Source organism: Desemzia sp. C1, assembly GCF_020882875.1.
Lineage (GTDB): Bacteria > Bacillota > Bacilli > Lactobacillales > Carnobacteriaceae > Desemzia > Desemzia incerta.
The window spans coordinates 943,393-969,056 of record NZ_JAJIZP010000003.1; the positions used below are offsets into that span (position 1 = coordinate 943,393).

Consider the following 25,664-nt stretch of genomic DNA (forward strand, 5'->3'; position numbering starts at 1 on the left):
GTAACTTTTTCAAAAAAAAGCACATTTTCTTTTGTTTTGCATACATAACCCATTGATTTGGACAATATTTCAAATCAACAGCTTATTTTTTTAGATACTACTGCATCTATTGATTTTACTCTTATCTGCTTAAATAGTCAAGCCTATTTTCAGTCTATATTTTGTCTATTTAGTGGACACTCACAACTTTTTTCAATAAAAAAAACATTCCTCCCTCTCGCAAGATAAAAATCTTACTTAAAGGACGAACGCTTTTTATTCTTTTACACTTTTTATAATCCAGTAGCCTTTGTCTTTTGTCACAACTTCCGTATTGCCGAACGTTTCTTCCATTTTAGACATCGCACTTGGAGCACCTTGTTTCTTTTGAATGACAACCATCAGCATGCCGCCGACTGTCAATTTTTCAAATGCACCGGTCAAAATTTCATGCACCACTTTTTTTCCAGCACGAATTGGAGGATTACTAAAAACAGCTGCCAATTCTGTACCTTTTACTTCATCATAAATATTAGATGTATGAATAAGAACATTAGAAATGTTGTTTTTTTGTGCATTTTGCTGCGCTAATCCGATTGCACGTTCATTTACATCTACCATTTCAACGATGCGTTTCGGATCTTCTTTCGCTAAAGCTAACCCCATTGGTCCATATCCGCAACCTACGTCTAACAAATCTCCCTCGGGCAATTCATTAAAGTCGACTGTTTCAATCAATAAACGTGATCCAAAATCAACTGTCGCTTTAGAGAATACTCCTGAGTCTGTCGTAAATTGAAATTCATTTCCTCTTAACGTATATTCCCAAGAAACGACCTCGCTTTTCGCATGCGGGTTGCTTGTATAATAATGATCTGACATGATTACTCACTCCTTGCTTATGCGTTCTATCTGTCTTTATATGAACGCTAAATTTTAGACTTATCTACCAATTCAGTTAACGGAACGGTTTGCTTCGCTCTCTAGACGAGCTGCACATGGCAACTTACGTGTCTATAAGCTGTATTCGACCTGTTAGGAAAAGCACCTAACTGGTCGAATCCTTCTTATATCCAGTAAGCTGAACGCCATGCTCCGCTCTCTTCTTTAATTATACTCAAAAGTGGGCAAATAAAAAAGGCTAGAGTCGCAATGACTCAAGCCTTTTAATTGGTTGTAAAGGATAGTTAATTATTTAAAAAATAATTATTTAACTTCTACAGATCCGCCAGCAGCTTCGATAGCTTCTTTCAATGCTTCAGCGTCTTCTTTAGATACGCCTTCTTTGATTGCAGCAGGAGCTCCGTCAACTAATGCTTTAGCTTCTTTCAAGCCTAAGCCAGTAGCTTCACGAACAGCTTTGATTACTTTGATTTTAGCAGATCCAGCGTCTGTTAATTCAACAGTGAATTCTGTTTGTTCTGCAGCAGCAGATTCTCCAGCTCCACCAGCAGCAGCTACAGGAGCAGCAGCAGTTACGCCAAATTCTTCTTCAATTGCTTTTACTAAGTCGTTTAATTCTAAGATTGTTGATTCTTTCAAATCAGCAACGATTTGTTCAATGTTTAATGCCATTGTTAGTTCCTCCATTATAATGTTTTAGTTTTTTATTAGCTTGCTTGTTTGTTCGTTAAAAGAGTAGCGCTTAGGTTTAAGCAACTTCTTCTTTTTGTTCTGCAACAGCTTTGACTGCAAGTGCAGTGTTGCGGATTGGTGCTTGAAGTACAGATAGCAACATAGAAAGTAAACCGTTGTGGTCTGGTAGTGTTGCAAGTGTGTTGATTTCCTCTACTGAAGAAACTTTACCACTGATAACTCCACCTTTGATTTCTAAAGCTTCTGCTTCTTTAGCAAAATTAGCAATAATTTTTGCTGGTGCAACAACATCTTCATTACTGAAAGCGATAGCTGTAGGTCCTTTAAATACGTCGTCCATTCCTTCAAGTCCAGCTGCATTAGCTGCACGAGATAAAATAGAGTTTTTGATAACACGCATTTCGATTCCAGAGTCACGCAATTGTTTACGTAATTCAGTAACTTCTTCAACTGTTAATCCACGGTAGTCAACTACTACTACTGCGGCAGCATCTTTAAATTTTGTTGTAGCTAAATCTACTAATTCTTGTTTTTTAGCGATTGCTGCTTCACTCATTAACATTTCACCTCCTGATCAATTGGCGGGAATTTTCCATTCAGACTTTTCAAAAAAGTCCTATACAAATAAAAAATCCCATGTCACCGTAGACATAGAGATTGTGTAGTGTGTATTCACGACATATCATCCTCGGTAGGAAATTAAGGCAAAAGCCACCTACTGTCTTCGGTAATAATTCAATTTATTCTTAACCTAGACGAGTTTACCAATTCTCATCGCCTAGGTCAAGAACTTTTTTGGTTTTTAGAATGATTGAGGGTTAACTTTTACCCCAGGACCAAATGTTGAAGTGATTGTAACGTTTTTGATGTAAACCCCTTTAGCAGTTGCAGGTTTAGCTTTCAACACTGTATCTTGGATAGTTTTAAAGTTTTCGATCAATTTATCAGCATCGAAAGATACTTTTCCGATTGGAGCATGCAAATTACTTTGTTTGTCCACACGGTAAGTTACTTTACCAGCTTTGATTTCATTGATAGCTTTAGCTACGTCCATAGTAACAGTTCCTGTTTTAGGGTTAGGCATTAATCCTTTAGGTCCTAAGACACGTCCAAGACGTCCAACTTCACCCATCATGTCTGGAGTTGCTACGACAACGTCGAAGTCCATCCATCCACCATTGATTTTTTGAACAAGATCAGATTCACCTACGTAATCTGCTCCTGCAGCTTCTGCTTCAGCAGCTTTTTCGCCTTTAGCAAAAACTAAAACTTTTTGTGATTTACCTGTTCCGTTTGGAAGAACAACTGCCCCACGAATTTGTTGGTCAGCTTTTTTAGGGTCAACTCCAAGACGGTAAGCAACTTCAATAGTTGCGTCGAAATTAGCATAGTCAAGTTCTTTTACTAAAGCTACAGCTTCTTCAACTGAGTAAGCTTTTGTAGCGTCTACTTTTTCCAAAGCAGCTAAGAATTTTTTACTCTTTTTAGCCATGTTTATTTTCCTCCTTGATTGTGGTTATAACGGTTAAACCTCCCACTTATCCTTCGAAAAGCAAAGCTTCTCGAAGAGATACTGAGAAGCTTCGAATCAGATTAGTCTTTTACGACAAATCCCATGCTTCGTGCAGTACCTTCGACCATACGCATTGCAGATTCAACGTTTGCAGCGTTTAAGTCTTCCATTTTTGTTTCAGCGATTTCTCTAACTTGGTCACGAGAAACAGTAGCAACTTTTTTGGTATTTGGTTCACCAGAACCTGATTCAACACCTGCAGCTTTTTTCAATAAGATTGCAGCTGGTGGTGTTTTTGTAACAAATGTAAATGAACGATCTTCATATACAGAGATTACAACTGGAATAATCATACCTGCTTGGTCAGCTGTACGTGCATTGAATTCTTTACAGAATCCCATGATGTTTACTTGTGCTTGACCTAAAGCTGGACCTACGGGTGGAGCTGGACTTGCTTTTCCTGCAGGAATTTGCAATTTTACTACGTTTACAACTTTTTTAGCCACGAGACATTCCTCCTTGATTTTGTCCGGGTGTGGTTGAATGGGGTTAATATTTCCCCTCCCACATTGGTACATACGCCTAGACGTACCATGGAATTATAGAACACTTACCACTGCTTGTCAACCGGTTTTCTAGACTTTTTTGTTAAAAATCCTGTAATCTGTGTCGCTATTCTTCACTATTATTTGATAGATTCTTTTCGTTTTCTTGTTTCTGTTCGAGTGCGAATTGGTTTCTCATTTTGTTCATCCATCGTGTCGATGTTTGGCTCTGGTTTTATTTCAGCTTTGGAATCAGCTGTATTCTTTTCAACTATTGGAGTTGAACGGTCTTTTTTCAACTTTTCTTTTTTGCGCCCAGTTTTCTTCCCTCGAGCCATTCGATACATACCATACAAGAGTCCAGCAACCACAGCATAAAACAGCAAAAAAGACAATAAATCCCCATAACCCCGCTATGGCATCCGCAAATTCCATATTTCCGCTGTTCGATACGGCTTGCTGGATCTCAATGGCAAATACAAATACCGTCATCATGATGAACGTAAAGATAAACGACAAAATCGTTGTATGGAACTTTAACAATTGGATCAATTTCACTAAAACAAATACGATAAGGAAAGTCACTAAACCAATGAACCCTATCACCCAGAAGTGCAGTTGTTTATCTGTCATATTTATGCCGACTCTAACCATTAAAATATCGTGTATTTGATTCATAATTTCCGATAAAATCAATATAATGTCTCTCATCCTGCTTCACCCCTTGAAATGATTTCTGTTTAGTATAGCATAAACTCTTATAGCAAATTTGCTCATAAAAAGTAAGGCTGTTTTCAGCCATCTCTTTTCCTATTAAGGTATACTGTTTCTATCAACTACTTCTGCTAAGGAGGATACTATGTGCAATATCGGATTTCAACTTCAACAAAGCGAGACCTATAAATTCATCTTCGCCGCAAATAGAGACGAATCTTATTCTAGACCTACTCAACGTGCCCACTATTGGCCAGAATATCCTGATCTGTTGGCTAGACGAGATGAAATGCAAAAAGGAACTTGGCTCGGGATTACTAAGCAAGGAAAATTCGCTGCACTGACGAACTGTCGGCAATCATCTGTTGGCCCTTCGATTGATGCTGGATCAGAAAAAACATTCACTACTTCTCGCGGAGCACTTGTAAAAGACTTCTTAATCAGCAGCCAAACAGCTGACGAGTACGCTGTTCATTTAGTAGAAACTAGAAACCAATATGATGGGTATAACTTGATTTTCGGCAACATACTTGATGGTCACTTTCTTCATTACAATAACTTCGACGGCAGTTTATCGCCTATTTCATCGGGCATTCACGGCTTAAGCAACGCTACTTTGAATACGCCATGGCCCAAAGTCAAAAAAGTCACCGCCGGGTTGAATCAGTTGCAAGGCAGCCAAACTGACATCACAGAACAATTATTTGATTTGTTTGCCGACACAGAAACGGCTAAAAAAGAAGAACTTCCAGAAACAGGGCTCCCTGTTGAGTTTGAAGAAGCAGCATCGGCTGTTTTTATTCGAACAAAGGAGTATGGGACGGTAGGGACGACTGTGATTTTAGTGGATCAACAGAACCAAGTCACCTTCACAGAGCGCAGATTCACTGAAAACGGCCTTCTTGAAGAGAATTCTTTTTCCTTCGTGTTAGATCGTTGACGTTTTGATGCCTGGGGACGATTTGCGTACCATTTTTAACATCAAATACAGAAAACCGTCACGCAAATTTAGTTTGCGTGACGATTTTCTATCAACATCTTTCAAAAGGTAACGCAATTTGTTTTTACGTTACCTTTTGAAAGAAAGTTTGCGTTTATTGGAACACAAATTTTACTTCGCTCCATATATAAAGAGGGTTAAATAAAGATTATTTGGCAGCAAAATAGCTCCTGATCAGTTAGTTATTTACCTAACTGGTCAGGGGCTGAAGGCATACTGCTTTTCTAAACGAGCTATGCAGAGCAGGCTTCCTATGATTTCATTTCCGGTTTTTATTGGGGAAGATACCCAATAAAAACCGGAAACTGAACTCTACGGAATCCTTAACGCTCTGCTCCGCTCTCTTTAAACGAGCTGCACAAGGCTGCTCACGCGCCTATAAGTTAACCCCCAACTGTCAGGAAAAACACCTAACTGTTGGGGGTTTAAACTTATATTCGAGGAGCAAAACGCCTTGCTTCGCTCTCTTATAGTTTGTCTACTTGGTCGAATTCTAGTTCGGTGCTTGTTTCGCGTCCAAACATTTCTACGTTTACTTTCAACTTGCCTTTTTCTTCTTCGATTTCAGTAACTCGACCGGTCATACCATTGAAGGCACCTTCGATGATTGTTACCGTTTCGCCGATTTCAAAGTTCAATTCTTGGTGGCGAGTGCTCATTCCTAAGCTGCGCAAGATCGATTTCACTTCTTCAGGCAATAATGGAGCTGGTTTGCTTCCTGCTCCGTGTGAACCAACAAACCCAGTTACACCAGGAGTGTTACGAACCACGTACCAAGAGTCATCTGACATGATCATTTCCACTAATACATATCCAGGGAAAACTTTCTTCATTTTTACTTTTTCTTTACCGTTTTTTACTTCGTGCTCTTCTTCTTCAGGAACTACCACACGATAAATGTAATCTTCCATGTTCATGCTGTTTGCACGGGATTCAATGTTTTGTTTTACTTTATTTTCATAGCCAGAATACGTATGCAGTACATACCACTGTTTTTCAGTTTCTAATTCTTCCATTATTAACACTCCTTGTATGGGTTTTGGGGTCAAGTTCATTCTACCGGTTTACTTTCTTTTAAACACACAAAAAAACCTTCTCCATCATATAAGGAAGGCTCTGCGTAATGCTTTATTGTGCTCATTATACCATTAGTCAAGTCTTAAGGCTAGTTATATCTTGACCACTGCATGTAATTTAGATAAATAAATCCAGTAATGATGTGATGGCAAAATCAACTACAAAGAAGAAAATAGCAAATAAGATGACTACTCCAAAGACAGTAACTGTGTATTTTCTCAATTCTTTTCCTGTTGGCCAAGTCACTTGGCGCATTTCTTGACGAACACCGCCAAAAAAGTTTTTTACTTTCCCCACTTTATTCCCTCCAAACTATCTTTAGCTTGCTTGATTATTTTGTTTCACGATGCAACGTATGTTTGTTACAGTATTTACAGAATTTTTTAACTTCTAAACGTTCTGCACGAGTTGTTTCACCTGCACGAGCTGTGTAGTTTCTAGAACCACAAATAGAGCAAGCCAACGCTGTTTTTTTTGCACTCAAATCTTTTCACCTATTCTTTCTTAAAAACCTAGGGTATCGCTCACAATTTACCATTACTTCCCTTTCATGTCAAGCTCTCTTGCGCTTTCTGCGGGGAAGATGTATCTGCTTTAATGCCTTTTGATCTCTTTAAAATACCCTGTAAGCTGGCAGAAAAAGTTATTTTGCCAGTCTACAGGGTTCAAATCCATGCTTTTAATCTTTATCGGTATTAAAGGGTCGGGTCGCTCAATTCTGGCATAGACAAGAGTTCTTCTTCATCTGTTTCAGGAATCAACTCAACGAAAGTTTCAAGAATCCGTCTAAACCTTACTTTGGTGACCGTTATTTTAAGGTTGTGATAAACGAATGTATCTCCTTCATCAGGCAGTTTTCCCATTTGCTCCATCACAAAACCGCTCACGGTATTGGAAATAAACTCTTCTTCGATACCAAATAAACTTAATACTTTATCTAGATTGGCAGAAGCTGCAATGCGGTAAGTAGATTCATCTATCTTCACTACTTCTTCGGTAACTTCATCATGCTCATCCCAAATCTCGCCTACCAGCTCTTCCAGGATGTCTTCTAACGTTACTATACCAATTGTTCCGCCATATTCATCACTCACGATCGCCAAATGAGCTTTTTCCAACTGCAACTGTTTCAACAATTTAGAAATCTTCATATTGGCCGGTGTCCAAATGACATCTTTGACAATGGATTGAATCGATTGATTTATTTCGGTACCAGCATTGTTTTTGACAAAAGCATAAAAATCCTTCTGATGCAGTACACCAACGACTTTATCAATGGAGTCATCATACAACACTATTCTAGAATAGCCTTCTGTCAAAAATAACGTTTCTATTTCTTCCAGACTGCTGTTCACATCTGTTCCAATAACATCTACACGTGGCGTTAAAATATCTTGAACTTCCAATTCATTGAACGTAATGGCTGACCGGATCAATTGGTGTTCATGATTTTCGATCCCACCACTATTTTGAGCCTCATCTACCAAGAAAAGCAGTTCCTTTTCGCTAATACTGTCACTCGCCTCAAAAGTAAAAAGTTTGTTTAACAGTTTTTTCCACGACTTAAAGAAAAAGTTGACTGGAGTTAGTACTACCATTCCGATCCTTAAAAAAGGAGCAGCATTCACTGCGAATGCTTCAGGCCTTTCTTTAGCAATACTCTTTGGTGAAATTTCACCAAAAATCAACACTAAGATTGTCATGACGATTGTCGAGATGGTTACGCCAGTTACTGGAAAATAAGTGACAAACAATACAGTGGCTAAAGACGAAGCTAAAATATTTACGATATTGTTTCCTACTAAAATAGTAGATAAGAGAGTGTCGTAATTGTCTGCTAGAGACAATGCTAACTTAGCTTTCTTGTCTCCATCTTCTGCTAACTCTTTCAAACGCATGCGGTTCAACGACGTGTAAGCTGTCTCAGAAGCAGAAAAGAATGCGGATGCTGCTATGAGTAGCCCTAAAAAGATAATGTACCTTATACTATCACTGTCCATGTAATAGTTATTCCCCCCAAAATTGCAATTTATTTCCTATAATAGCATGACTGTTATTCCCCTACAAGTCTTACTTCATTTTTAACCGGCCCATTATGAACACTCTTTGTCCAACATCACAAAACACGCGTTCTTTATTTTACGTTGATTTTGTTTTCTCAACGCATATCTTTTGCTGTTTTCTAAAAATCTCTTTACACTGAAGTCACAGTTAAAAAGGAAACTTATTCGATAAAATTCAAGGAGGAAAGAATCATGGGAAAATTTGTTCAAGGAAGTTATTCAACGATCGATGAAGCTAATGAGGCTATTGAAAAACTAGTGCGACAAGGTTATGACAGAACTTTACTGACATTGATCGCGAACCAAGAGGCACATGACCGTTTTGCTGATGCCGCAGAAACTCAAATCAATACGGAGCATGCTGATACTGACGAATCAACATGGGACAAAATCAAAGATGTTTTTTCCAACGATGATGATGGATATGAAGCAGACGAAGAAGTTTTAGAACCGTATAAAGACGATATTGATGACGGAAAAATCGTCCTTTTAGTAGATGATTTCTCGCAAGAAGCGGGTGCGACAGATTTCACTAACAGTACACCCCCTGTAGCTGACGAAGAGCACTATGTATCTGAACCTACTGATGAAGAACCTACCAGTTATCCTCCTATTTTAGACAACGAAGACGATATGGATACTAGACGCCGTAATTCTCATTATGCACCTAATGAAAATCCAGGCAATGCTAGAACACCTTCTTTATTTGAAGACGATCTGTCTGGCGACAGCTCTGAAGATTATGATTATAAAAATGAAGTAGATACTTCTATTGATACAAACTACTTGGCTGACACAGAAGAAAATCTTTTACCTGATGAAACAGTAGATCCTGCTACAGATATCGGTTCAATGGGATCATCTGCATCAGATGAAGCAACAGGAAATACTGAATCAGATCACTTAACAAGAGGAAATCGTCCTGGAAGACATGACACAGTCGTTCCTCCTTCACCAGAAGACAATGACGATTCTTCTAAATAAAATAAACACTTAATATAGTAGAAACTTGATAAAAAATAAACCCTGCTTAAAGGATAGTTCCTTAAGCAGGGTTTATTTTTTGTTTTTTATACGGTTGTATTCTTTAATTTTTGTACACTAGCCATTTTTTTAGACGGTTTCGTTTCCATATTTTCTTCTGGTACATATTCGCTTTCTTGCGGCAAGATCAAATTCAAAAGAATTCCCGCTATAGCGCTCAATGCTGTCCCAGAAAAAGAAATGACTGTCCCGATTTCCAATACTGCTCCGCCAAGCCCCAAAACCATCATGCTGCTGGCAATGATCAAGTTGCGGACTTTTCCAAAATCTACTTGCTCTTCAATCAAAACTTTCAAGCCATTGCTTGCAATAACGCCGTACAACAAGATCGACATGCCCCCAAGAACTGCGGTGGGAATCGTAGAGATCAACGCGGTGAACTTCCCGAAAAAACTCAACCCGATCGCTATTAGAGCTGCATTGCGAATGACAGACACTGAAGCTATTCTGGTCATACCGATAACACCCGTATTTTCTCCATACGTCGTGTTGGCCGGACCGCCGATAAAGGCTGAAACAGCTGTTGCAACTCCATCTCCGATCAACGTTCTGGATAACCCAGGATCTTTCAAAAATTCTCTATGAGTAATTTTGCCTAAAACAGTGTGATCTCCAATGTGTTCAGAAATAGTCACTAAAGCTACTGGCAGGATCGCTAGCGTTTCCGGACCAAGATAGAATTCATAGTTTCCAAACCAAGGTGTGGCAAATGGCAAGATCAAGCCTGGCATTTCAACCCACTTAGCTTCTAAAACAGGCGTGAAGTCAACTAGCCCTAAGACTAATGCTATCACGTATCCTCCTATGATCCCAATCAAGAAAGGAATGATTTTAAACAATCCTTTTCCTTTAGTATTCACAAAAGCTGTAATCAAGAACGTGCTGATGGCTACAAGAATATGCCTTAAGTCTCCGCCTGCTACAAAACCTGCGTTTGTGACTGCAGATCCCGCTAGGCCTAGACCGATGACCATGATCATTGGTCCAATAACGATTGGAGGCAATAATTTATCGATCCACTTAGTTCCCAATAATTTAACAAAAGCTGCTGCAACAACATACAACAACCCGACCAATACGACTCCTGTTTGAGCAGCGCTGATGTCTCCATCCATTTGCTGGATAGCAACCGCCATTGCAGTGATATAAGCAAATGAAGATCCTAGGTAAACCGGAACTTTTGACTTAGTAGCGACTTGATAAATCAGCGTACCGACCCCACTTGCAAGTAGAGCTACAGATACTGGCATTCCTAAAATCAACGGGACTAAAATAGTGGCTCCAAACATTGCAAAAATATGTTGAAGACTTAGTAATAAACCTTTGGCTACTGGAGGCTTCTCCTCAATATCCAATAATAACTTCTTGTGTTCTACAGCCATGACCATACTTCCTCTCCAGGGCACAAAAAAATGCCCTATGTGAATTTTTTTATTCGCAAAAGGACCTCTGGTATCAAATATATTCGATTTGTTACCCTTCTCGATCTCACAGGATCAAATTAAAGGACTTTGCTGTAATTGATTGTAGCAGTAAACCAAACGAAATACAAATAGAAAATATTTTCTTTTATTTAAAAAAATCCTATCTACTGATTTCTTCCTAAAAACGGTACAATATAAATTAATAAGAATATCTACATCGTTATTACGAGGAGGAATTATATGGGATTTTGGGTTATGTTAGTATCATTTATTTTCGGATTAAGCCTATTGATGTTTGGTTTTAGTTCCAGAAGAAGTTCCAAGGTTACAAAACATTCTCTCAGTAAGTTTAGTTTTTTTACAGGTATTCTATTTATTGGACTTGCTGTTTATCTAGCTTGGCCAAAATAAAGAGGTATTTAAACTCACATGGATTAAAAATGTAAGGAGTTTTGAAATGAAACGTATTTTAATGATTGGAACCGGCGGAACGATTGCTTCTGCATTGACAGCAGATGGATTAGAACCGCAAATGGCTTCCTCAGATATTTTGCATTACATACCGAATATTTCCAAATTTTGCGAAGTGAGCACTTTAGAAGTTTGCAACATAGACAGCACCAATATGTCTCCTGACATTTGGACTTTATTAACAGAAACAATTCGAGACAACTACGATCAGTATGATGGTTTCGTTGTTACACATGGAACAGATACGATGGCTTATACAGCATCTGCCTTGTCTTACATGATTCAAAACTCGCCGAAACCCATTGTGATTACAGGATCTCAAAAGCCGATCAATATGGAGATCAGCGATTCGAAAACCAATTTGTACGACAGTTTTTTATACGCATCATCCGATAAAGCCAGCGGTGTTCAAATCGTATTCAACGGGAAAGTGATTTTGGGGACACGAGCTAGAAAAACGCATTCCAAAAGTTTCAAAGCTTTTTCCAGCATCAATTATCCCTATATCGCTATTATCCAAGACAATCATTTGATTCAATACATTCAACAACCCGCAGCTGCTCAGCCTGAATTTTACCCAACCATCAATCCAAAAGTAGGTTTGTTCAAATTGACCCCTGGTGCAGAAGCCGAGATCTTAGACTTTATGTTATCTAAGAAAGACGCTATTATCATTGAAAGTTACGGTGTTGGAGGCATTCCTTCATTTCCGGAATACGGCTTCTACGATGTTATCAAGAAATGGACGAAACGCGGGAAAATTATTGTGATGACCACACAAGTGCCTAACGAAGGCAGCGACATGGAAATCTACAAAGTCGGTAACAAACTGAAAAATAAAGTCAGTGTGTTAGAGGCTTACGATATGACGACCGAATCCGTGGTCTGTAAATTGATGTGGGCTCTCGGCAGAGAAAGCGATCCAGACAAAGTCAAAACCCTGTTTTATCAAACGATCGCCAACGATATTTTGTTTTAAGCTAAAAATGGTCCAAGTTCTCTTAGAAGAGAGCTTGGACCATTTTTTTATTCAGGAAATGTGATATAAGCAGGTTTGGTTCGTTTCAAAGAATCGATGACTTCTTTTCCAGTTTCATCCCATTGCATCATTCGATAATAAGCGTCATGGTAAAAAATAAATTTGTACTGATTTTCGTATGCTTCTTTCATCCATTTTTCTTTGCTGAAAACAGATGTCATTGGATAATCATCATACGCCAGCACCCATAAAGGATTTTGATGGGCATGTGTCGGCATGATATCAGCCATATGCAGTAATGTTTCATCTTGTTGGGACAGTTTTATAACCGCATGTCCATCGCTGTGACCGCCTGTATGGATCATTTCTATTCCTGGTACGACTTCTAACCGATCATGATAGGTAACAACTTGCTCTTGAATCGGTTCCCAGTTTTCTTTCCAATACGTACTCTTCGAGCGAATATTGGGATTGCGCAATTCATCCCATTCTATGTCGTTCACATAAATAACGGCATTTGGAAAAGTAGAGACTAACTCCCCATCCTCGAAACGAGTCAATCCGCCGGCATGGTCAAAATGCATATGCGTCATCAACACTACATCAATATCGTTTACCGTCAATCCTAGTTCCTTCAAGCTTTCATCTATTTTCGTTTCTTCCGTCACGCCAAAGTTTCGCCGTTGTTTTTCACTTAATTTTCCTTGTCCTACTCCGGCATCAATCAAATAGTTTTTGTCTTGGTATTGGACTACAATTGCATCAGTCGGCAATTCAATTTGGTTTTTCTCGTTATGCGGGTATTTTTTTGACCATAAAGGCTTTGGCACTACACCAAACATAGCTCCTCCATCCATAGACGTGATTCCGCCGTCTATCCAAGTCAATGTCATGTCGTAAAATGCTAATATATCCATTCTTTTCCTCCTAAAAATAAAAACGTTTCCAATCCATTATACTAACTTTCTTCCCAGAAGCAAAAAAATTCAGGCTGTTCAAGGTTTTATCCTTAACCAGCCTGATGTCTGTTCGCTTAGCGTTTGATACCTAATATATCTTCTTTAGCGTGGATCAATTGAGTTATTTGTTTGCTGTAAGGAGCTTCAAAGCCGTTTCTTTCAGACTCTTTGGCCACAACACCATTTAAAAAGTCGATTTCTGTCGGACGTTTATTTTTAAGATCTTGATGCATTGAAGGGTAGTGTCCTCCTACTTTTTCCGCAACAGCTTTTAAGTAATCGACCGTTTCTTCCACGTCCAGTTGGACTCCTTCTGTTTCAGCTACGCGTGAAAATTCGGATACGATATTGTGATTCAATTGTTCGATTTGAGCAGTCTCAAACAATTCTTTGATATTGCAGTCTAATAGAGAACACAAAGCATTCATTGTTCCATTGACACAAGCTTTTCTCCAAGTAGTAAAGTGGACGTTTGAACTATATACTCCGTTTAATCCGCAATCCGCCATCATTTGCACCACTTGGCGAGCTGCCGCTTCTTCATTCTCGTCGGAATTTTGAACCTCTACGGGACCTTCACCCATAAAGTGCGTTTTCCCTGGAGCGTCCAGTCCTCCTGTCCATACCGTTGTTCCCATGATGATATTTTTTTTAGGAACGTATTTAGAAATCGTGTTGGCATGTCCCAGTCCATTCAATAAACAAACTACTTTCGTATTTTCGTCTAATAAGTGTTTGACGGCTTCCAACATATGTCTTAAGCCCATTGATTTGGTAAAGATAAAAACCGTCTCAAATGTTTCATTGAATTCATCTGGTTTACCTACTGGAATAGTGATGTTGTCTTCTTTCCCATTAACCGTGATAGAAAGTCCATTTTCACGAATCGCTTGAATGTGGTCTTCCCAAAAATCAAGCAGCGTTACTTCATTACCGCCCTTTTGCATCATATACCCGAACCCGCATCCTAAAGCTCCTGAACCTGCAATAGCAATTTTCATATCGAATTTCCTCCGTTTGTACTCATTAGTTTATTGTTTTTAATTTGAAGCTGGAATAAATTTGAAAATTTCGTCTTCATACACATGCAGCAATTTGGTACATATAAAGTCGATTATAAAGCCTCCGACAAATGGAATGATAAAGTAAGCCGCTAATACACTGATTAAACTTGTTCCCATGTTATACGCTTGAATGGGTCCGACTAATCCGACGATACCAAATCCAGCAGTTTGAGGAGTTCCTTGAATGGTTAAGAAGTAAACTCCTGCACCTGATACGATAGCATTCAATACGATCGGAATCATGATTTTAGGGTATTTGATCAAGTTGGGGATCATCATTTTCATAGCTCCCAGCAAGATAGCTAAGGTTGTCCCAGATTGATTGATTCTTAAAGAACCAATGATCAAAATTGCTGTACAAGCTGTCACTCCGACTGCTGCTGCACCTGCGCCTAATCCTGCTACTCCTATCGCGATTCCGATAGCGACTGTTGAAATAGGAGAAATAATCAAAATAGCGAAAGCGACTGATATCAATACAGCCATCAATAACGGTTGAAGAGTCGTAAAGCTGTTGATCAAATTACCTATTGAAGAAGTGATCATCCCTACATAAGGCAGCATCACTAACCCTAAAGTTCCTACGCCGGCTCCTACGATGATCGGCATTAAAATCAGTGTCAACGACCCTAATTTACCTTGCAGCAAACGAGTAACAAAGACAGCAATCGCTGAGATGAGCATCACATTGATCAAATCTCCGATTCCCACTAATTGGACACCAGTTTCAGTCACTTGGTAAGCTCCAGAACCTAAAAAGGTTGCTGCTCCGATGATGACACTTTCCATTCCATTCATTTTGAATTGCATAGCTACGAGAACGCCGATAATTGCTGGTGTAATAAATTGCATGATTTTGACTACATTTGCTAACAAAGCAAAAATTGAACCATAAGGAATAAGTGCGGTAAAAATAGAACCTAAAATCGCATTAGCAATCAACCCAATAACAATACCTGATGCCGTGCCTCCTAAAACTTTATTCAAATAATCTTTACCCGTATATTTTACTCTTTCTTCCATCAAACTCAACCTCTCTTCTTTTGATAATCAATAAACGTTTCTTTTTGCTCAAATATTCACTAATTATTACAAGTTAAATTTATCACAAGTTGAATGTTAATACAATATTTGACTGGTTTTCTCATTTATAATTTAGATTAAGAAAACAATTCCCCTTTCAATTTTTCCTTTTACAACTGTACCAGTATTTTTTTTATTCTGATTACGCAGTATTACATGCTAGAAATAATAAGATTTTTTTGTTTTTTTCCATTATTCCAATTTCTATTTTCGAGCTTTTTATTTATGAGATTTTTTTCACAATTAAGCAGATTACCCATTAATAAAAACAGAGCTGTGTCAGAATAGATTCTGCACACAGCTCTGTTTTATGTTCTTTTAATTATTTTAAGAATAAATTATCTAATTGTGTTCAATGCTTTAGTCCATAACAGTAAGTCATTGAACATACCTTCAGCATTTACTTTGTTGTAGTCATTTGGTTTGAAGACACTCATATTTTCAAAGTCTGTCATCAATGAGAAGTTGGTCGTTGTACGAACAGTTGCTACACTTAATTCGCCTAAAATAACACGCAGGTTTTCGTGAGCACGAGCTCCCCCTAAACTGCCGTATCCAACTAATGCTGCTGCTTTATTAGCTACTTCTGGCTTCAAGAAATCAATCGCATTTTTTAATGCGCCGCCTACTGCGTGGTTGTACTCTGGAGTAACAAATACATATCCGTCAAATGAAGCTATTTTTTCTGACCAAGCTTGAATAGCAGCACCTGCAGCTTCTTGACGTTCAATAGGAAGTTTAGCTCCTAACAACGGCAAATCATAATCTGCTAAAGAAACTAGTTCGTATTCTACACCCTCGTCGTTTCTGTTATTAGCAAAATCTAAGATCCATTGTGATACTGCTGCTGCATTGTTTCCTTCACGTACACTTCCTGATATAATACCGATTTTCATAATTTTGTTCTCCTCTTCTATTGTTTGTTGTTGGTTACTGAATAAAGTATTCTTTATTCGTGTAATAAAGCTTTCTGTTGCCAATGCGTTTCCTCCCATTTTTGTAATGAATTGTGGGAAACCCACTAACTCTTTACTTACTTTTAGTTAACTTACTTACATTATGTCATGAAAATAAATTAAATACAAGAGGAAAATTACGAATTCGAGATATTTTTTTATCCATCCTAATAATTAATACCATGCTCAACTTCAATCAGTACAAATCGAAGTATGGTGTAATTGATTGAAGATGATTTAGGAGGAAAGCATACTTATAATAAGTTTCCAAATCATGTAGGATTAAAATATGAAATAGAAAAGAGATGGATAAAATGAATTTTTCTTTTAAAGGTTTAGATCATATTCACATTACTGCTCCATTAGGGACAGAAAAAGAAACTAGGCACTTTTTTACCGAGATTTTAGGATGCCAAGAGATTGAAAAACCAGAATCACTTAGTCACTTTGAAAGTTTATGGTTTGATACTGGCAAACACATTCTGCATGTGGGGTTAGATGAAAACTTTCACGCAGAAAAAAGAGGACATCCTGCCTTCGAAATAACTAATATTACTGGATTGATGGACCGTTTGACAGAATACAACATTCCGTTTGAGGAAGATCACAATCTTCGTGGGGCCCGCCGCTTCTACACGTATGCCTTTTTCGGTCACCGAATGGAGTTTTTGGAATGGCAAAACAAACCTCAATCGATGATGACTGACGTAGAGAAATCGGATATCAAGGATAACAATTCTAATGTGTAAAGTTAGTCATCACTAATGAATCAGTTTGCAGAACTGACGATACAAAAAGCAACCATTCCCCTGACGAATTTTTTCATCAGGGGAATGGTTGCTTTTTTAGTTGCTTATCAATCTAATTAAACCAAAACATCTACATGATTTTAGTGCATTCCCTTATTTTTACTGAACTTCAATAAATTGGAAGCTTGACCAAGGAGTTAGGTAGTCCAACAAGAAAACGGACTCTGGTGTTAATTTGGCGACGATATTGCGTGATCCATCATCTTCCATAGTTTTTAGTGCTATTTGGGTTTCCCCTTTGTATTGACCAAAGCTGTTGTTGCAGATCACTACGTCTCCTTTTTTTGTTTCTGCAGTAGAATGCACTGGAAAGTCTTCTGCTTTGTACTTTACTCGAGTCATAGAAGAACGAATCATGTATTCTGATCGGTCACCACGGTATTGGTGTACTTCTTCTAAGATCACTTTCTTTTCCAATTCTGTTGCATGCGGCTCAAATACGATTTCCAATTGAGGATGCGCATTTGAAAATGCACTTGCCATAGCTTTTAATTCAGTTTCAGAAGCGTATCCATTCCCGATCAATAAATCATCGATCGTGTCCATTAAACGGTAATGTGTGACTTGCGTCTGGATAGACAAATGTCTATGCTGTTCTAATGTGCATAATCCCATTTGAACAGGCCATGGTCCCAATTTCCCAGCTTGTGAAGTAACAAAAGCTGCTGTATTCAATCTGTAGTGAGTGTATTGAGCAGTTGTTTGTTCAAAGTGGTCTTGAGCCAAACCAGAGTATCTTTGAGGGTAGAAGTTTTGTGAAGCGGTCAAATTTTCTTTGTTTGGTTGGTAACTCATAATATTGTCGATGTATTTCGTCCCACTGCTCATATTGACTTCAATTTGAAGACCGTATGGATTTTTGGTCATTCGCGCCTCTTCAGCACCCGTAAAACCTAAATCTAATCGAACGGCTGTTGCGCCTAGTTCATGGAAGAAAGATAAATCATCATAACTGACATTTAATTGTTCAAATAGACCAGGATTAATATCGACCACAGTCTCCATATCTAATGAATTGCCGTACTCGATGATCTTTTTGAATTTAGCTACAACTTCTTTTGAATCTCCTGTAATTTCCAGCAAACTAGTAAAAATACGTTTGTACCCGTATTGATGCGCTAAGTCTAAATAATCTTTGTCTTGTTCATAAGTGCTTTTTTCCGGGTAGATCGATACGCCCATTTTTTTCATGCTTATTGCCCTCTCTTCTCGTTGCAAACGCTTTATCATAAACACTTAAATAGTCTACCGCTTATATAAAAAAGTGTCAACGACAAAGAAAACGGATTCAACGAACAACTTTCTTCAATAACACACTTTTCTGTCAGTTATCTTTCTATCCATTCAAAAAATATGATAGGATAAGAGAACCAGTACATTAAAAGGAGACCGATAACCATGGCTTTATTAGAAATCAAACAGCTGTCTTTTGAGTCTGAAGGTAAAAAAATTTTAGCAGATATTCAGTTTACAGTGGAAAGTGGAGAGTTTGTATCCATTACCGGGCCATCTGGCAGTGGGAAAAGCACTTTATTAAAAATCATTGCGACCATCTTATCTAAAACGAACGGCGAATTGCTTTACAATGGTCGCTCTATTGAACAGTATGATCCTATTGAATACCGAAAAGAAGTGTCTTACTGCTTCCAGTCCCCTGTTTTATTTGGAGACACGGTGAGAGACAACTTGAGCTTTCCATATGAGATTCGCCAGATGGCATTTGATCAACAAAAAGCGACGGACTATTTAGGGATGGTCGGATTGCCTGAGGATTACTTAGACAAACCGATCAATGCACTATCAGGTGGAGAAAAACAACGAATTGCTTTGATCCGCAACGTTTTGTTCCAGCCGAAAATTTTATTGTTGGATGAAGTAACCAGTGCTTTAGACGAAGAAAACCGTCAAATCATCTGGCACTGGCTTCAAGAAATGCGTTCAACGACGGAAATGACGATTTTGATGATCAGTCATAATGAAGCAGAAGCTGCTTTGGCAGATAAACGGATCCGTATCGTTGACGGGAAAATTGTTCATAAGGAGGAATTGCAAAATGAATTTGCAAATTAGCCCAACAACCATTGCTCTTAGCTTTGTTTTAGTTCTTGTAGGTGTCTTTATTTCTTATAAAGAACAGTTAGGGACCGCCAAAGAAATCTTGTACAGCATTACTCGAGCGGTCATTCAATTAGTGGCTGTGGGGTATATTTTAACTTACTTGTTTGGGATAGACAGTCCTTTGGTGACGATTGGTTTAGTCTTTGTGATGTCTTTCAATGCTGCGTGGAACGCTCATAAACGCAGCAATCAGATTCCAAATTCCTTAAAAATCTCCATCATCGCTATTTTTTCTACTGTTATTTTAACGTTAACGGTACTTGTTTTATCAGGCTCTATCAAATTTACCCCTTCCCAAATCGTTCCTATTTCAGGAATGATTTGTGGGACAGCTATGACGACCATTGGTTTGTGCTACCGTAACTTGAATACCCTGTTTCGAGACCAGCGCCAACAAATATTGGAAAAACTGTCGCTTGGCGCTACACCTAACCAAGCTTCGCGTTCGATTTTACGAGAAACGATTAAATCCGGCATGCAGCCTTCTCTAGATTCTGCTAAAACCATTGGGATCGTGACACTGCCAGGTATGATGTCAGGATTGATATTTGCCGGAACTGTCCCTACTACAGCTATCATGTATCAGATCATGGTGACTTTCATGATCGTAGCGACGACCAGCTTGTCTTCTTATATTGCATCGTTCCTGGCTTACCGCAGTTTCTTTAATGACAGACAACAGTTTTTGGGTTAGATATTCATAACAGATGTGTCTTTTTGTTCACTCAATCCGAGGGAGTAAAAAAAGATATTCAGCGTGGAGCTTTACTTATCTCGAAATAAAGGGTATAGTATTAATTGTAGTAGTTTTATTAACAAAATTAATTGGTAGTTTTATTCATTTTATGACTAAATTCCCTCTTCTTTTTTTAAATGAAATATTGCAAATACAACGTGCTCAAAGCACAAAACAATGGAGGAATTTTATTATGAATAAAGGTACAGTTAAATGGTTTAATGCAGACAAAGGTTTCGGTTTTATCGAACGCGAAGGCGAAGAAGATTTATTCGCACACTTCTCAGCTATCCAAACTGACGGTTTCAAAACTTTAGAAGAAGGCGAAACAGTTACTTTTGATATTGAAGAAGGTAACCGCGGACTTCAAGCAGTAAACATTACTAAAGCATAATTTAAACTTAAAACTCAAACACCCCAACTAGATTAGTCTAGTCGGGGTGTTTTTTTTAGGTTTACTAAGCCTTATTTTTGCATATCGTCCCATCCTTTCTTTAAAATAAAGAGTAAAGAAAGAAATGTTGAAGCAATTGTCATTAGGAATAAATTCTTTTTTACTGGTTGTGGACCACAAACTATAAAATAAGGAGGATATTCATTTATGTCAAAAGAAAAAATGCCCGTCAATAATATGAAGTTGCCTTTGAAGAAATTAGCTGATCAAGTCATTGTTATCACAGGAGCATCCAGCGGGATTGGGTTAGTTACTGCCAGGATGGCAGCTGCTAAAGGTGCAAAGGTAGTTGCAGCCGCAAGAAACGAAGAAGCCTTGAAGAAATTGGTCGATGAACTGAAATCTAAAGGGCAATCTGCCATGTATGTAGTAGCTGACGTTTCAAAAGAAGAAGATGTCTATAGAATCGCTGAAATGGCTATTGCAGAATTTGGACATTTTGATACGTGGGTCAACAATGCCGGTGTTTCTATTTACGGACACGGTACAGAGATCAGTACTCCTGATATGAAGCAAATGTTTGAAGTCAACTTTTGGGGCGTTGTCTATGGGACAAAAACTGCGGCCAAGCACTTTAAAGAAACTGGGCAACCCAGCGCAATTATTAATGTCGGATCAATTTTCGGGAACAAAGCTTCCTTGATTCAATCGATTTATGCTTCCTCTAAATTTGCTGTACACGGCTGGACGGAAAGTATTCGTATGGAATTTGAAAAAGATCATGTTCCGATTTCTGTTACTTTGATTCAGCCTGGAAAAATCGATACCCCATACAATGAGCATGCACACAGTTATTTGGAACACCAACCGACTCATATCGGTATGGTCTATCCTCCAGATGCCGTCGCAGAAGCTATTCTATTTGCAGCTGAAAAACCAACAAGAGATGTTTATGTAGGCGGGCAATCGAAGTTCTTGACCGTTCTATCTCATATGCTGCCGCGCTTCACGGACAAATTTGTTGAAAAAGTGATGCACCCTTCTCAATACGATTCTCGTCCATCTAAGCCAAAAGAAGAAAGCAGCCTATATCACGCTGGATACGGTCTGCATGAACGCGGCACCAATAAAGGCTGGATACGAAAGAAAAGCTACTATGTCAAGGCTACTAAAAACCCTGTGTTGGCTACTGTTGCTGTCACTAGTTTAGCTTTGATCGGGATGAAACTGCTGAAACATAAAAAATAATGAGTAAAGTAACGAGCCCCTCACTGGATGATTGAGGGGCTCGTTTTTTGAGTTATGGTTTCTTATTTTGCCATGAGCCTTCATTTTTGAAATCTCATGGCCGATAAATTCTTTTTATGTGCCATGAGCTCGGTTCTTAGCTTGCTCATGGCCAACTATTTTTCCTGATTTGCCATGAGTATTGTTTTTTAGTTGCTCATGGCCGGAATTACTTCATTTTCAGCCATGAGCCTAACTCCCATATCATTCATGGACTATCTTCAAAATTCAACAAAAAAGGTCCTCTCTACTTATACAGCAGAAAGGACCTTTTAACTGTTTATTGTTCAAATGAAGCCTGTAAATTAAGCTTCTTCAAATTGGCTATTATACAAGTTTGCATAGAACCCGCCAGCGGCCAATAATTCTACGTGATTTCCTTTTTCGATAATGTCTCCATTATCCATTACCAAAATCACATCAGAGTTCTTGATCGTAGACAAACGGTGAGCAATCACAAATGACGTACGTCCAACCATCAAACGGTCCATTGCTTGTTGAATCAAGGCTTCTGTACGTGTATCTACTGAACTCGTTGCTTCATCCAAAATCAATAATGGCGCATCTTTAACTAAAGCACGAGCGATCGTGATCAATTGTTTTTGTCCAGCAGACAAGCTTGTTTGATCATCTAATACTGTATCGTATCCATGAGGCAGCGTATGGATAAAGTGATCGATACCTACTGCTTTACATGCCGCTACAACTTGCTCATCAGTTACACCTTCGACGTTGTAGACGATATTTTCTCGTACAGTTCCTTGGAAGATCCAAGTATCTTGAAGCACCATACAAAACTGCTCATGGACATCTTCACGCGTCAGATCCGTTGTTGGAATTCCATCAATTTTGATCGAACCGCTATTGATCTCATAGAAACGCATCAATAAATTGACGATCGTTGTCTTACCAGCACCAGTCGGTCCAACAATAGCTACTTTTTGACCAGGTTTGATATGCACAGAGAAATCATTGATGATTGTTTTCTCAGGTGTATATCCGAAATGAACATGCTCAAATTCCACGTCTCCACGGATGTTTTCCAATTGACTTGTCTTCCCTTTTTCGTCTATCAATTCGACTTCATGCAAGAAGTCGAATACGCGTTCACTTGCTGCAGCTGTTGATTGCAGACTTGTTGCTGCTTGTGCAAATTGAGATAACGGTTGGGTGAACAAGCGAATGTACATCATAAAGGCTACGATCACTCCAAAAGTGATATCTCCATTTAAAGCCAACACAGCTCCTAAAATACTGACAACTACATAACCGAAGTTCCCGATAAAGTTCATCAATGGCATCATGATCCCAGAGAAGAATTGAGACTTCCAGGCACTTTGGTACAAATCATCATTGATTTGGTCAAAAGTTTCTTTGGCTCCTCGTTCAGCATTATAGGCTTTTACGACATTATGACCGGAATAGATTTCTTCCACATGTCCATTAACGGCTCCTAAAGCTTTTTGTTGTGCTCCAAAGTATTGTTGAGAGTGTCTCACGATTAAGATCATTAGACCGAACCCGATCAACGTTGAAGCAATTGCTGCAAGAGTCATAGGGACATTTGTAATGAACATCATAAATAATGAACCCAAGAACATAGTTGTTGCTGTTACTAAAGTACTGATACTTTGGTTCATCGTTTGACTGATCATGTCGACATCATTCGTTACTCGACTCAGTACATCTCCGACACTGTTAGAGTCGAAATAGCGCAACGGCAAACGATTGATTTTTTCAGAAATGTCTCTTCTTAATTTTTTAGAAACGCGTTGCGTGATCGTTGCCATGATGAATCCTTGAACATAGTTGGCAATGTAACTGATCACATATAAAGTCACCAAGAGAAGAGCGATTTTTTCGATTGCTGCAATATCCAATTGACCGGTCAATCCTGCTGTGATCAAATCTGTGATCTCACTTAATTGGCGCGGACCGATCAACGAAATGACTGCTGCTCCCATAGCTAAAACAAGTGCTACTATCACAATAGGCAAGTACACATTGATGTAAGCCAATAAGTCTTTATACGTTTGTTTCATATTTTTCGGTTTCATACCCGATACTTTTCCAGCATGTTTACTCACTAGCTAATTCCTCCTCTGATAATTGAGAATAAGCAATTTCGCGGTACACTTCAGATGTTTCCAGCAATTCTGTATGCGTACCTTTTCCAACGATCCGACCTTCATCTAGTACAATGATCGTGTCAGCGTCTTTGATTGTTCCAATTCGTTGGCCAACAATCAGATTAGTGACTCCGCTTGCTTCTTCTTTCAATTGCGAACGCAATTCGCGGTCTGTTTTGTAGTCTAATGCAGAGAATGAATCATCAAAAACGAAAATTTCCGGATCGCGAGCAATCGCTCTGGCAATCGCCATACGTTGTTTTTGACCTCCGGAGAAGTTGTTCCCGCCTTGGGCAACGTGACCTTCATATTGATTTTCTGTTTTTTCAACAAAATCTGTTCCTTTGGCTACACTGATTGCACGTTTTACAGCATCTCTAGAGATGTCTTCTTTTCCATTTTCTCCGAAAGCAATATTCGAAGCAATCGTTCCACTGAATAAAACAGCTTTTTGAGGAACGTACCCGATTTTATTGCGCAACGCTTCTTGGGTATAATCTTTTACGTTCACACCATCAATTAAAATTTCACCTTCTGTTGAATCGTAGAAACGCGGAACAAGATTGACGATCGTACTTTTACCGCTTCCTGTTGATCCGATAAACGCAATAGTTTCTCCTTTACGCGCTTTGAAGCTGATATCTTTGATTACATAATCAGCAGCATCCGGATATTTGAAACTGACATTGCGGAATTCAACTTCACCTTCTAAATCGTCTTTTCCTTCTGTTACTGTTCCATCATTAATAGTAGAATCTGTATTTAAAACTTCTTTGATACGATTTGCTGAAACTTGCGCTCTTGGCAAGATCACGAAAACGAATGTCAACATAACGAATGACATCACGACTTGGATGGCATAAGAAGAGAACACGACCATGTCACTGAAAATAGTGATACGTTCCATCATGTCCATCGATTCATTAATCAAATAAGCTCCGATCCAGTAAATAGCTAAACTCAATCCATTCATTGCAGCGACCATACTTGGAGACATAAACGCCATCAAACGTGTCGTAAATAAGTAATTTTGATTCAAAGCTGTATTAGCTGTCTCGAATTTACTTTCTTCGTGGTCTTCAGCGTTATATGCGCGAACTACGCGAATCCCTGTTAAGTTCTCTCTTGTAACAGAGGTTAAGTTATCGGTTAATGACTGGATACGTTTAAATCTAGGCAATGCCAAAGAAATAACTGTAATAATCACCGCTAACAATGCGACTACAGTGATTCCAGTAGCTGCTGTCCATTGCCAGTTCTTATTAGAAATTTTTGTTAACGCCCAAACTGCCATGATAGGTGCTTTAAACAATATTTGCATTCCCATTGCAATAAACATTTGCACTTGAGTGATGTCATTTGTTGAACGAGTGATCAAGCTGGAAGTCGAGAAACCATTGATCTCTTGCATCGAGAAACTTTCCACTTTATCAAATTGTCTTTCTCTCAAATTTTTAGCAAACGAAGCTGCTAGTCTGGTAGACAGGAAGCTGACGATAATTGCCGCCACTAAACTTCCTAAAGCACACAGCATCATGTATCCACCTGTTTGGATGATTTCACTGGTCTCACTACCTGGTGTTTGAACCTTAACAGTGATTTCAGACATATAGTCTGGTAATTTCAAATCTAAGAAGACTTGAGCAATAATAAATAGGAGAACCATAAAAACGATTCCCCAGTCTTTCGTTTTTAAATATTTTAACAACTGTATCATACATAAA

General features: G+C 38.6%; 27 protein-coding genes and 1 other annotated feature. Of the genes, 9 read left to right on the top strand and 18 right to left on the bottom strand.

What is annotated here, in order from left to right; all coding sequences use genetic code 11:
• Positions 1 to 255: 255 nt before the first annotated feature.
• The 6 genes from LMF32_RS05035 to LMF32_RS05060 all read right to left on the bottom strand — a co-directional run bounded on the left by LMF32_RS05035 (position 256) and on the right by LMF32_RS05060 (position 4,344).
• Positions 256 to 861 carry a class I SAM-dependent methyltransferase gene (locus LMF32_RS05035; RefSeq protein ID WP_230524049.1) on the bottom strand — a complete coding sequence of 202 codons (606 nt, stop codon included), beginning with the start codon at positions 859 to 861 and terminating at the stop codon, positions 256 to 258.
• A gap of 324 nt (positions 862 to 1,185) precedes the next feature.
• A complete protein-coding gene (rplL, locus tag LMF32_RS05040) occupies positions 1,186 to 1,554 on the bottom strand; it encodes a 50S ribosomal protein L7/L12 (protein ID WP_092480888.1) in 369 nt (122 codons plus the stop codon).
• A gap of 76 nt (positions 1,555 to 1,630) precedes the next feature.
• On the bottom strand, positions 1,631 to 2,131 hold the full coding sequence (gene rplJ, locus LMF32_RS05045) for a 50S ribosomal protein L10 (RefSeq protein WP_092480887.1): 501 nt from the start codon (positions 2,129 to 2,131) through the stop codon (positions 1,631 to 1,633).
• A gap of 61 nt (positions 2,132 to 2,192) precedes the next feature.
• Positions 2,193 to 2,321: a sequence feature (ribosomal protein L10 leader region), on the bottom strand.
• Positions 2,322 to 2,377: 56 nt separating this feature from the next.
• Positions 2,378 to 3,067 (bottom strand): 50S ribosomal protein L1, encoded by a 690-nt coding sequence (gene rplA, locus LMF32_RS05050; RefSeq protein WP_230524050.1) that lies wholly within the window; start codon positions 3,065 to 3,067, stop codon positions 2,378 to 2,380.
• Between the two features lie 101 nt (positions 3,068 to 3,168).
• Complete coding sequence (rplK, locus tag LMF32_RS05055; protein ID WP_143084252.1) at positions 3,169 to 3,594, bottom strand: 50S ribosomal protein L11; 426 nt, start codon at positions 3,592 to 3,594, stop codon at positions 3,169 to 3,171.
• 306 nt (positions 3,595 to 3,900) lie between these two features.
• Positions 3,901 to 4,344, bottom strand: coding sequence for a hypothetical protein (locus tag LMF32_RS05060; RefSeq protein ID WP_230524051.1), 444 nt, complete (start codon positions 4,342 to 4,344; stop codon positions 3,901 to 3,903).
• A gap of 148 nt (positions 4,345 to 4,492) precedes the next feature.
• On the opposite strand from LMF32_RS05060, the gene LMF32_RS05065 reads away from it, so the two are divergent.
• Positions 4,493 to 5,287, top strand: a complete 795-nt coding sequence (locus tag LMF32_RS05065) for an NRDE family protein (RefSeq protein WP_230524052.1) — start codon at positions 4,493 to 4,495, stop codon at positions 5,285 to 5,287.
• Positions 5,288 to 5,814: 527 nt separating this feature from the next.
• Here LMF32_RS05065 and nusG read toward each other — a convergent pair.
• The 4 genes from nusG to LMF32_RS05085 form a co-directional block, all read right to left on the bottom strand.
• Positions 5,815 to 6,363 carry a transcription termination/antitermination protein NusG gene (nusG, locus tag LMF32_RS05070; protein ID WP_092480882.1) on the bottom strand — a complete coding sequence of 183 codons (549 nt, stop codon included), beginning with the start codon at positions 6,361 to 6,363 and terminating at the stop codon, positions 5,815 to 5,817.
• 178 nt (positions 6,364 to 6,541) lie between these two features.
• Complete coding sequence (gene secE, locus LMF32_RS05075; RefSeq protein WP_092480881.1) at positions 6,542 to 6,721, bottom strand: preprotein translocase subunit SecE; 180 nt, start codon at positions 6,719 to 6,721, stop codon at positions 6,542 to 6,544.
• Positions 6,722 to 6,755: 34 nt separating this feature from the next.
• Complete coding sequence (gene rpmG, locus LMF32_RS05080) at positions 6,756 to 6,908, bottom strand: 50S ribosomal protein L33 (protein WP_092480880.1); 153 nt, start codon at positions 6,906 to 6,908, stop codon at positions 6,756 to 6,758.
• 211 nt (positions 6,909 to 7,119) lie between these two features.
• Positions 7,120 to 8,424, bottom strand: a complete 1,305-nt coding sequence (locus tag LMF32_RS05085) for a hemolysin family protein (protein WP_092480879.1) — start codon at positions 8,422 to 8,424, stop codon at positions 7,120 to 7,122.
• Positions 8,425 to 8,679: 255 nt separating this feature from the next.
• Here LMF32_RS05085 and LMF32_RS05090 point away from each other — a divergent pair, with 255 nt between their 5' ends.
• Positions 8,680 to 9,471, top strand: a complete 792-nt coding sequence (locus tag LMF32_RS05090; protein WP_230524053.1) for a general stress protein — start codon at positions 8,680 to 8,682, stop codon at positions 9,469 to 9,471.
• An 86-nt stretch (positions 9,472 to 9,557) separates the two neighbouring features.
• On the opposite strand, the gene LMF32_RS05095 is transcribed toward LMF32_RS05090, so the two are convergent.
• Entirely contained in the window at positions 9,558 to 10,913 is a 1,356-nt protein-coding gene (locus tag LMF32_RS05095) for a solute carrier family 23 protein (RefSeq protein WP_230524054.1), read from the bottom strand.
• 282 nt (positions 10,914 to 11,195) lie between these two features.
• Between LMF32_RS05095 and LMF32_RS05100 the strand changes: the two genes are divergently transcribed.
• Together LMF32_RS05100 and LMF32_RS05105 are read left to right on the top strand one after the other, a co-directional pair.
• Positions 11,196 to 11,366 carry a hypothetical protein gene (locus LMF32_RS05100; protein ID WP_188204950.1) on the top strand — a complete coding sequence of 57 codons (171 nt, stop codon included), beginning with the start codon at positions 11,196 to 11,198 and terminating at the stop codon, positions 11,364 to 11,366.
• Between the two features lie 46 nt (positions 11,367 to 11,412).
• A complete protein-coding gene (locus tag LMF32_RS05105; RefSeq protein ID WP_092480877.1) occupies positions 11,413 to 12,405 on the top strand; it encodes an asparaginase in 993 nt (330 codons plus the stop codon).
• A 47-nt stretch (positions 12,406 to 12,452) separates the two neighbouring features.
• Here LMF32_RS05105 and LMF32_RS05110 read toward each other — a convergent pair whose 3' ends face one another.
• The 4 genes from LMF32_RS05110 to LMF32_RS05125 form a co-directional block, all read right to left on the bottom strand.
• Positions 12,453 to 13,322, bottom strand: coding sequence for an MBL fold metallo-hydrolase (locus LMF32_RS05110; protein ID WP_230524055.1), 870 nt, complete (start codon positions 13,320 to 13,322; stop codon positions 12,453 to 12,455).
• Between the two features lie 116 nt (positions 13,323 to 13,438).
• Entirely contained in the window at positions 13,439 to 14,365 is a 927-nt protein-coding gene (locus LMF32_RS05115) for a 2-dehydropantoate 2-reductase (RefSeq protein WP_230524056.1), read from the bottom strand.
• A 39-nt stretch (positions 14,366 to 14,404) separates the two neighbouring features.
• Positions 14,405 to 15,451: a PTS sugar transporter subunit IIC gene (locus tag LMF32_RS05120; RefSeq protein WP_092480874.1), complete on the bottom strand. Its 1,047-nt coding sequence runs from the start codon at positions 15,449 to 15,451 to the stop codon at positions 14,405 to 14,407.
• Positions 15,452 to 15,849: 398 nt separating this feature from the next.
• The gene (locus LMF32_RS05125; protein WP_230524057.1) at positions 15,850 to 16,491 is read right to left on the bottom strand and encodes an NAD(P)H-dependent oxidoreductase; all 642 of its coding nucleotides are present in this window, start codon (positions 16,489 to 16,491) and stop codon (positions 15,850 to 15,852) included.
• Positions 16,492 to 16,781: 290 nt separating this feature from the next.
• Here LMF32_RS05125 and LMF32_RS05130 point away from each other — a divergent pair, with 290 nt between their 5' ends.
• Positions 16,782 to 17,216 (top strand): hypothetical protein, encoded by a 435-nt coding sequence (locus tag LMF32_RS05130; RefSeq protein WP_230524058.1) that lies wholly within the window; start codon positions 16,782 to 16,784, stop codon positions 17,214 to 17,216.
• Positions 17,217 to 17,375: 159 nt separating this feature from the next.
• Here LMF32_RS05130 and LMF32_RS05135 read toward each other — a convergent pair whose 3' ends face one another.
• A complete protein-coding gene (locus LMF32_RS05135; protein WP_230524059.1) occupies positions 17,376 to 18,467 on the bottom strand; it encodes a MupG family TIM beta-alpha barrel fold protein in 1,092 nt (363 codons plus the stop codon).
• 207 nt (positions 18,468 to 18,674) lie between these two features.
• On the opposite strand from LMF32_RS05135, the gene LMF32_RS05140 reads away from it, so the two are divergent.
• The 4 genes from LMF32_RS05140 (at position 18,675) to LMF32_RS05155 (ending at position 21,772) form a co-directional block, all read left to right on the top strand.
• Entirely contained in the window at positions 18,675 to 19,346 is a 672-nt protein-coding gene (locus LMF32_RS05140; protein WP_092480869.1) for an ATP-binding cassette domain-containing protein, read from the top strand.
• Positions 19,330 to 20,088, top strand: coding sequence for an iron export ABC transporter permease subunit FetB (fetB, locus tag LMF32_RS05145; RefSeq protein WP_230524060.1), 759 nt, complete (start codon positions 19,330 to 19,332; stop codon positions 20,086 to 20,088). The genes LMF32_RS05140 and fetB overlap by 17 nt, the downstream gene beginning before the upstream one ends.
• 235 nt (positions 20,089 to 20,323) lie before the next feature.
• Positions 20,324 to 20,524, top strand: a complete 201-nt coding sequence (locus tag LMF32_RS05150) for a cold-shock protein (RefSeq protein WP_092480867.1) — start codon at positions 20,324 to 20,326, stop codon at positions 20,522 to 20,524.
• 207 nt (positions 20,525 to 20,731) lie between these two features.
• Positions 20,732 to 21,772, top strand: coding sequence for an SDR family oxidoreductase (locus tag LMF32_RS05155; RefSeq protein ID WP_230524061.1), 1,041 nt, complete (start codon positions 20,732 to 20,734; stop codon positions 21,770 to 21,772).
• Positions 21,773 to 22,116: 344 nt separating this feature from the next.
• Here LMF32_RS05155 and LMF32_RS05160 read toward each other — a convergent pair whose 3' ends face one another.
• Positions 22,117 to 23,853, bottom strand: a complete 1,737-nt coding sequence (locus tag LMF32_RS05160; protein WP_223156112.1) for an ABC transporter ATP-binding protein — start codon at positions 23,851 to 23,853, stop codon at positions 22,117 to 22,119.
• A 37-nt stretch (positions 23,854 to 23,890) separates the two neighbouring features.
• Positions 23,891 to 25,657: an ABC transporter ATP-binding protein gene (locus LMF32_RS05165; protein ID WP_230524062.1), complete on the bottom strand. Its 1,767-nt coding sequence runs from the start codon at positions 25,655 to 25,657 to the stop codon at positions 23,891 to 23,893.
• Positions 25,658 to 25,664 lie beyond the last annotated feature (7 nt).

Coding starts and splice junctions, on each gene's coding strand:
- LMF32_RS05165 (WP_230524062.1), bottom strand. CDS start 25,657: ATGATACAGTTGTTAAAATATTTAAAAACGAAAGACTGGGGAATCGTT.
- LMF32_RS05115 (WP_230524056.1), bottom strand. CDS start 14,365: ATGAAAATTGCTATTGCAGGTTCAGGAGCTTTAGGATGCGGGTTCGGG.
- nusG (WP_092480882.1), bottom strand. CDS start 6,363: ATGGAAGAATTAGAAACTGAAAAACAGTGGTATGTACTGCATACGTAT.
- LMF32_RS05095 (WP_230524054.1), bottom strand. CDS start 10,913: ATGGCTGTAGAACACAAGAAGTTATTATTGGATATTGAGGAGAAGCCT.
- LMF32_RS05110 (WP_230524055.1), bottom strand. CDS start 13,322: ATGGATATATTAGCATTTTACGACATGACATTGACTTGGATAGACGGC.
- fetB (WP_230524060.1), top strand. CDS start 19,330: ATGAATTTGCAAATTAGCCCAACAACCATTGCTCTTAGCTTTGTTTTA.
- LMF32_RS05135 (WP_230524059.1), bottom strand. CDS start 18,467: ATGAAAAAAATGGGCGTATCGATCTACCCGGAAAAAAGCACTTATGAA.
- LMF32_RS05160 (WP_223156112.1), bottom strand. CDS start 23,853: ATGAAACAAACGTATAAAGACTTATTGGCTTACATCAATGTGTACTTG.
- LMF32_RS05150 (WP_092480867.1), top strand. CDS start 20,324: ATGAATAAAGGTACAGTTAAATGGTTTAATGCAGACAAAGGTTTCGGT.
- LMF32_RS05105 (WP_092480877.1), top strand. CDS start 11,413: ATGAAACGTATTTTAATGATTGGAACCGGCGGAACGATTGCTTCTGCA.
- LMF32_RS05035 (WP_230524049.1), bottom strand. CDS start 861: ATGTCAGATCATTATTATACAAGCAACCCGCATGCGAAAAGCGAGGTC.
- rplA (WP_230524050.1), bottom strand. CDS start 3,067: ATGGCTAAAAAGAGTAAAAAATTCTTAGCTGCTTTGGAAAAAGTAGAC.
- LMF32_RS05065 (WP_230524052.1), top strand. CDS start 4,493: ATGTGCAATATCGGATTTCAACTTCAACAAAGCGAGACCTATAAATTC.
- LMF32_RS05060 (WP_230524051.1), bottom strand. CDS start 4,344: ATGAGAGACATTATATTGATTTTATCGGAAATTATGAATCAAATACAC.
- LMF32_RS05100 (WP_188204950.1), top strand. CDS start 11,196: ATGGGATTTTGGGTTATGTTAGTATCATTTATTTTCGGATTAAGCCTA.
- LMF32_RS05120 (WP_092480874.1), bottom strand. CDS start 15,451: ATGGAAGAAAGAGTAAAATATACGGGTAAAGATTATTTGAATAAAGTT.
- LMF32_RS05130 (WP_230524058.1), top strand. CDS start 16,782: ATGAATTTTTCTTTTAAAGGTTTAGATCATATTCACATTACTGCTCCA.
- LMF32_RS05140 (WP_092480869.1), top strand. CDS start 18,675: ATGGCTTTATTAGAAATCAAACAGCTGTCTTTTGAGTCTGAAGGTAAA.
- LMF32_RS05085 (WP_092480879.1), bottom strand. CDS start 8,424: ATGGACAGTGATAGTATAAGGTACATTATCTTTTTAGGGCTACTCATA.
- rplJ (WP_092480887.1), bottom strand. CDS start 2,131: ATGAGTGAAGCAGCAATCGCTAAAAAACAAGAATTAGTAGATTTAGCT.
- LMF32_RS05090 (WP_230524053.1), top strand. CDS start 8,680: ATGGGAAAATTTGTTCAAGGAAGTTATTCAACGATCGATGAAGCTAAT.
- rplL (WP_092480888.1), bottom strand. CDS start 1,554: ATGGCATTAAACATTGAACAAATCGTTGCTGATTTGAAAGAATCAACA.
- LMF32_RS05155 (WP_230524061.1), top strand. CDS start 20,732: ATGTCAAAAGAAAAAATGCCCGTCAATAATATGAAGTTGCCTTTGAAG.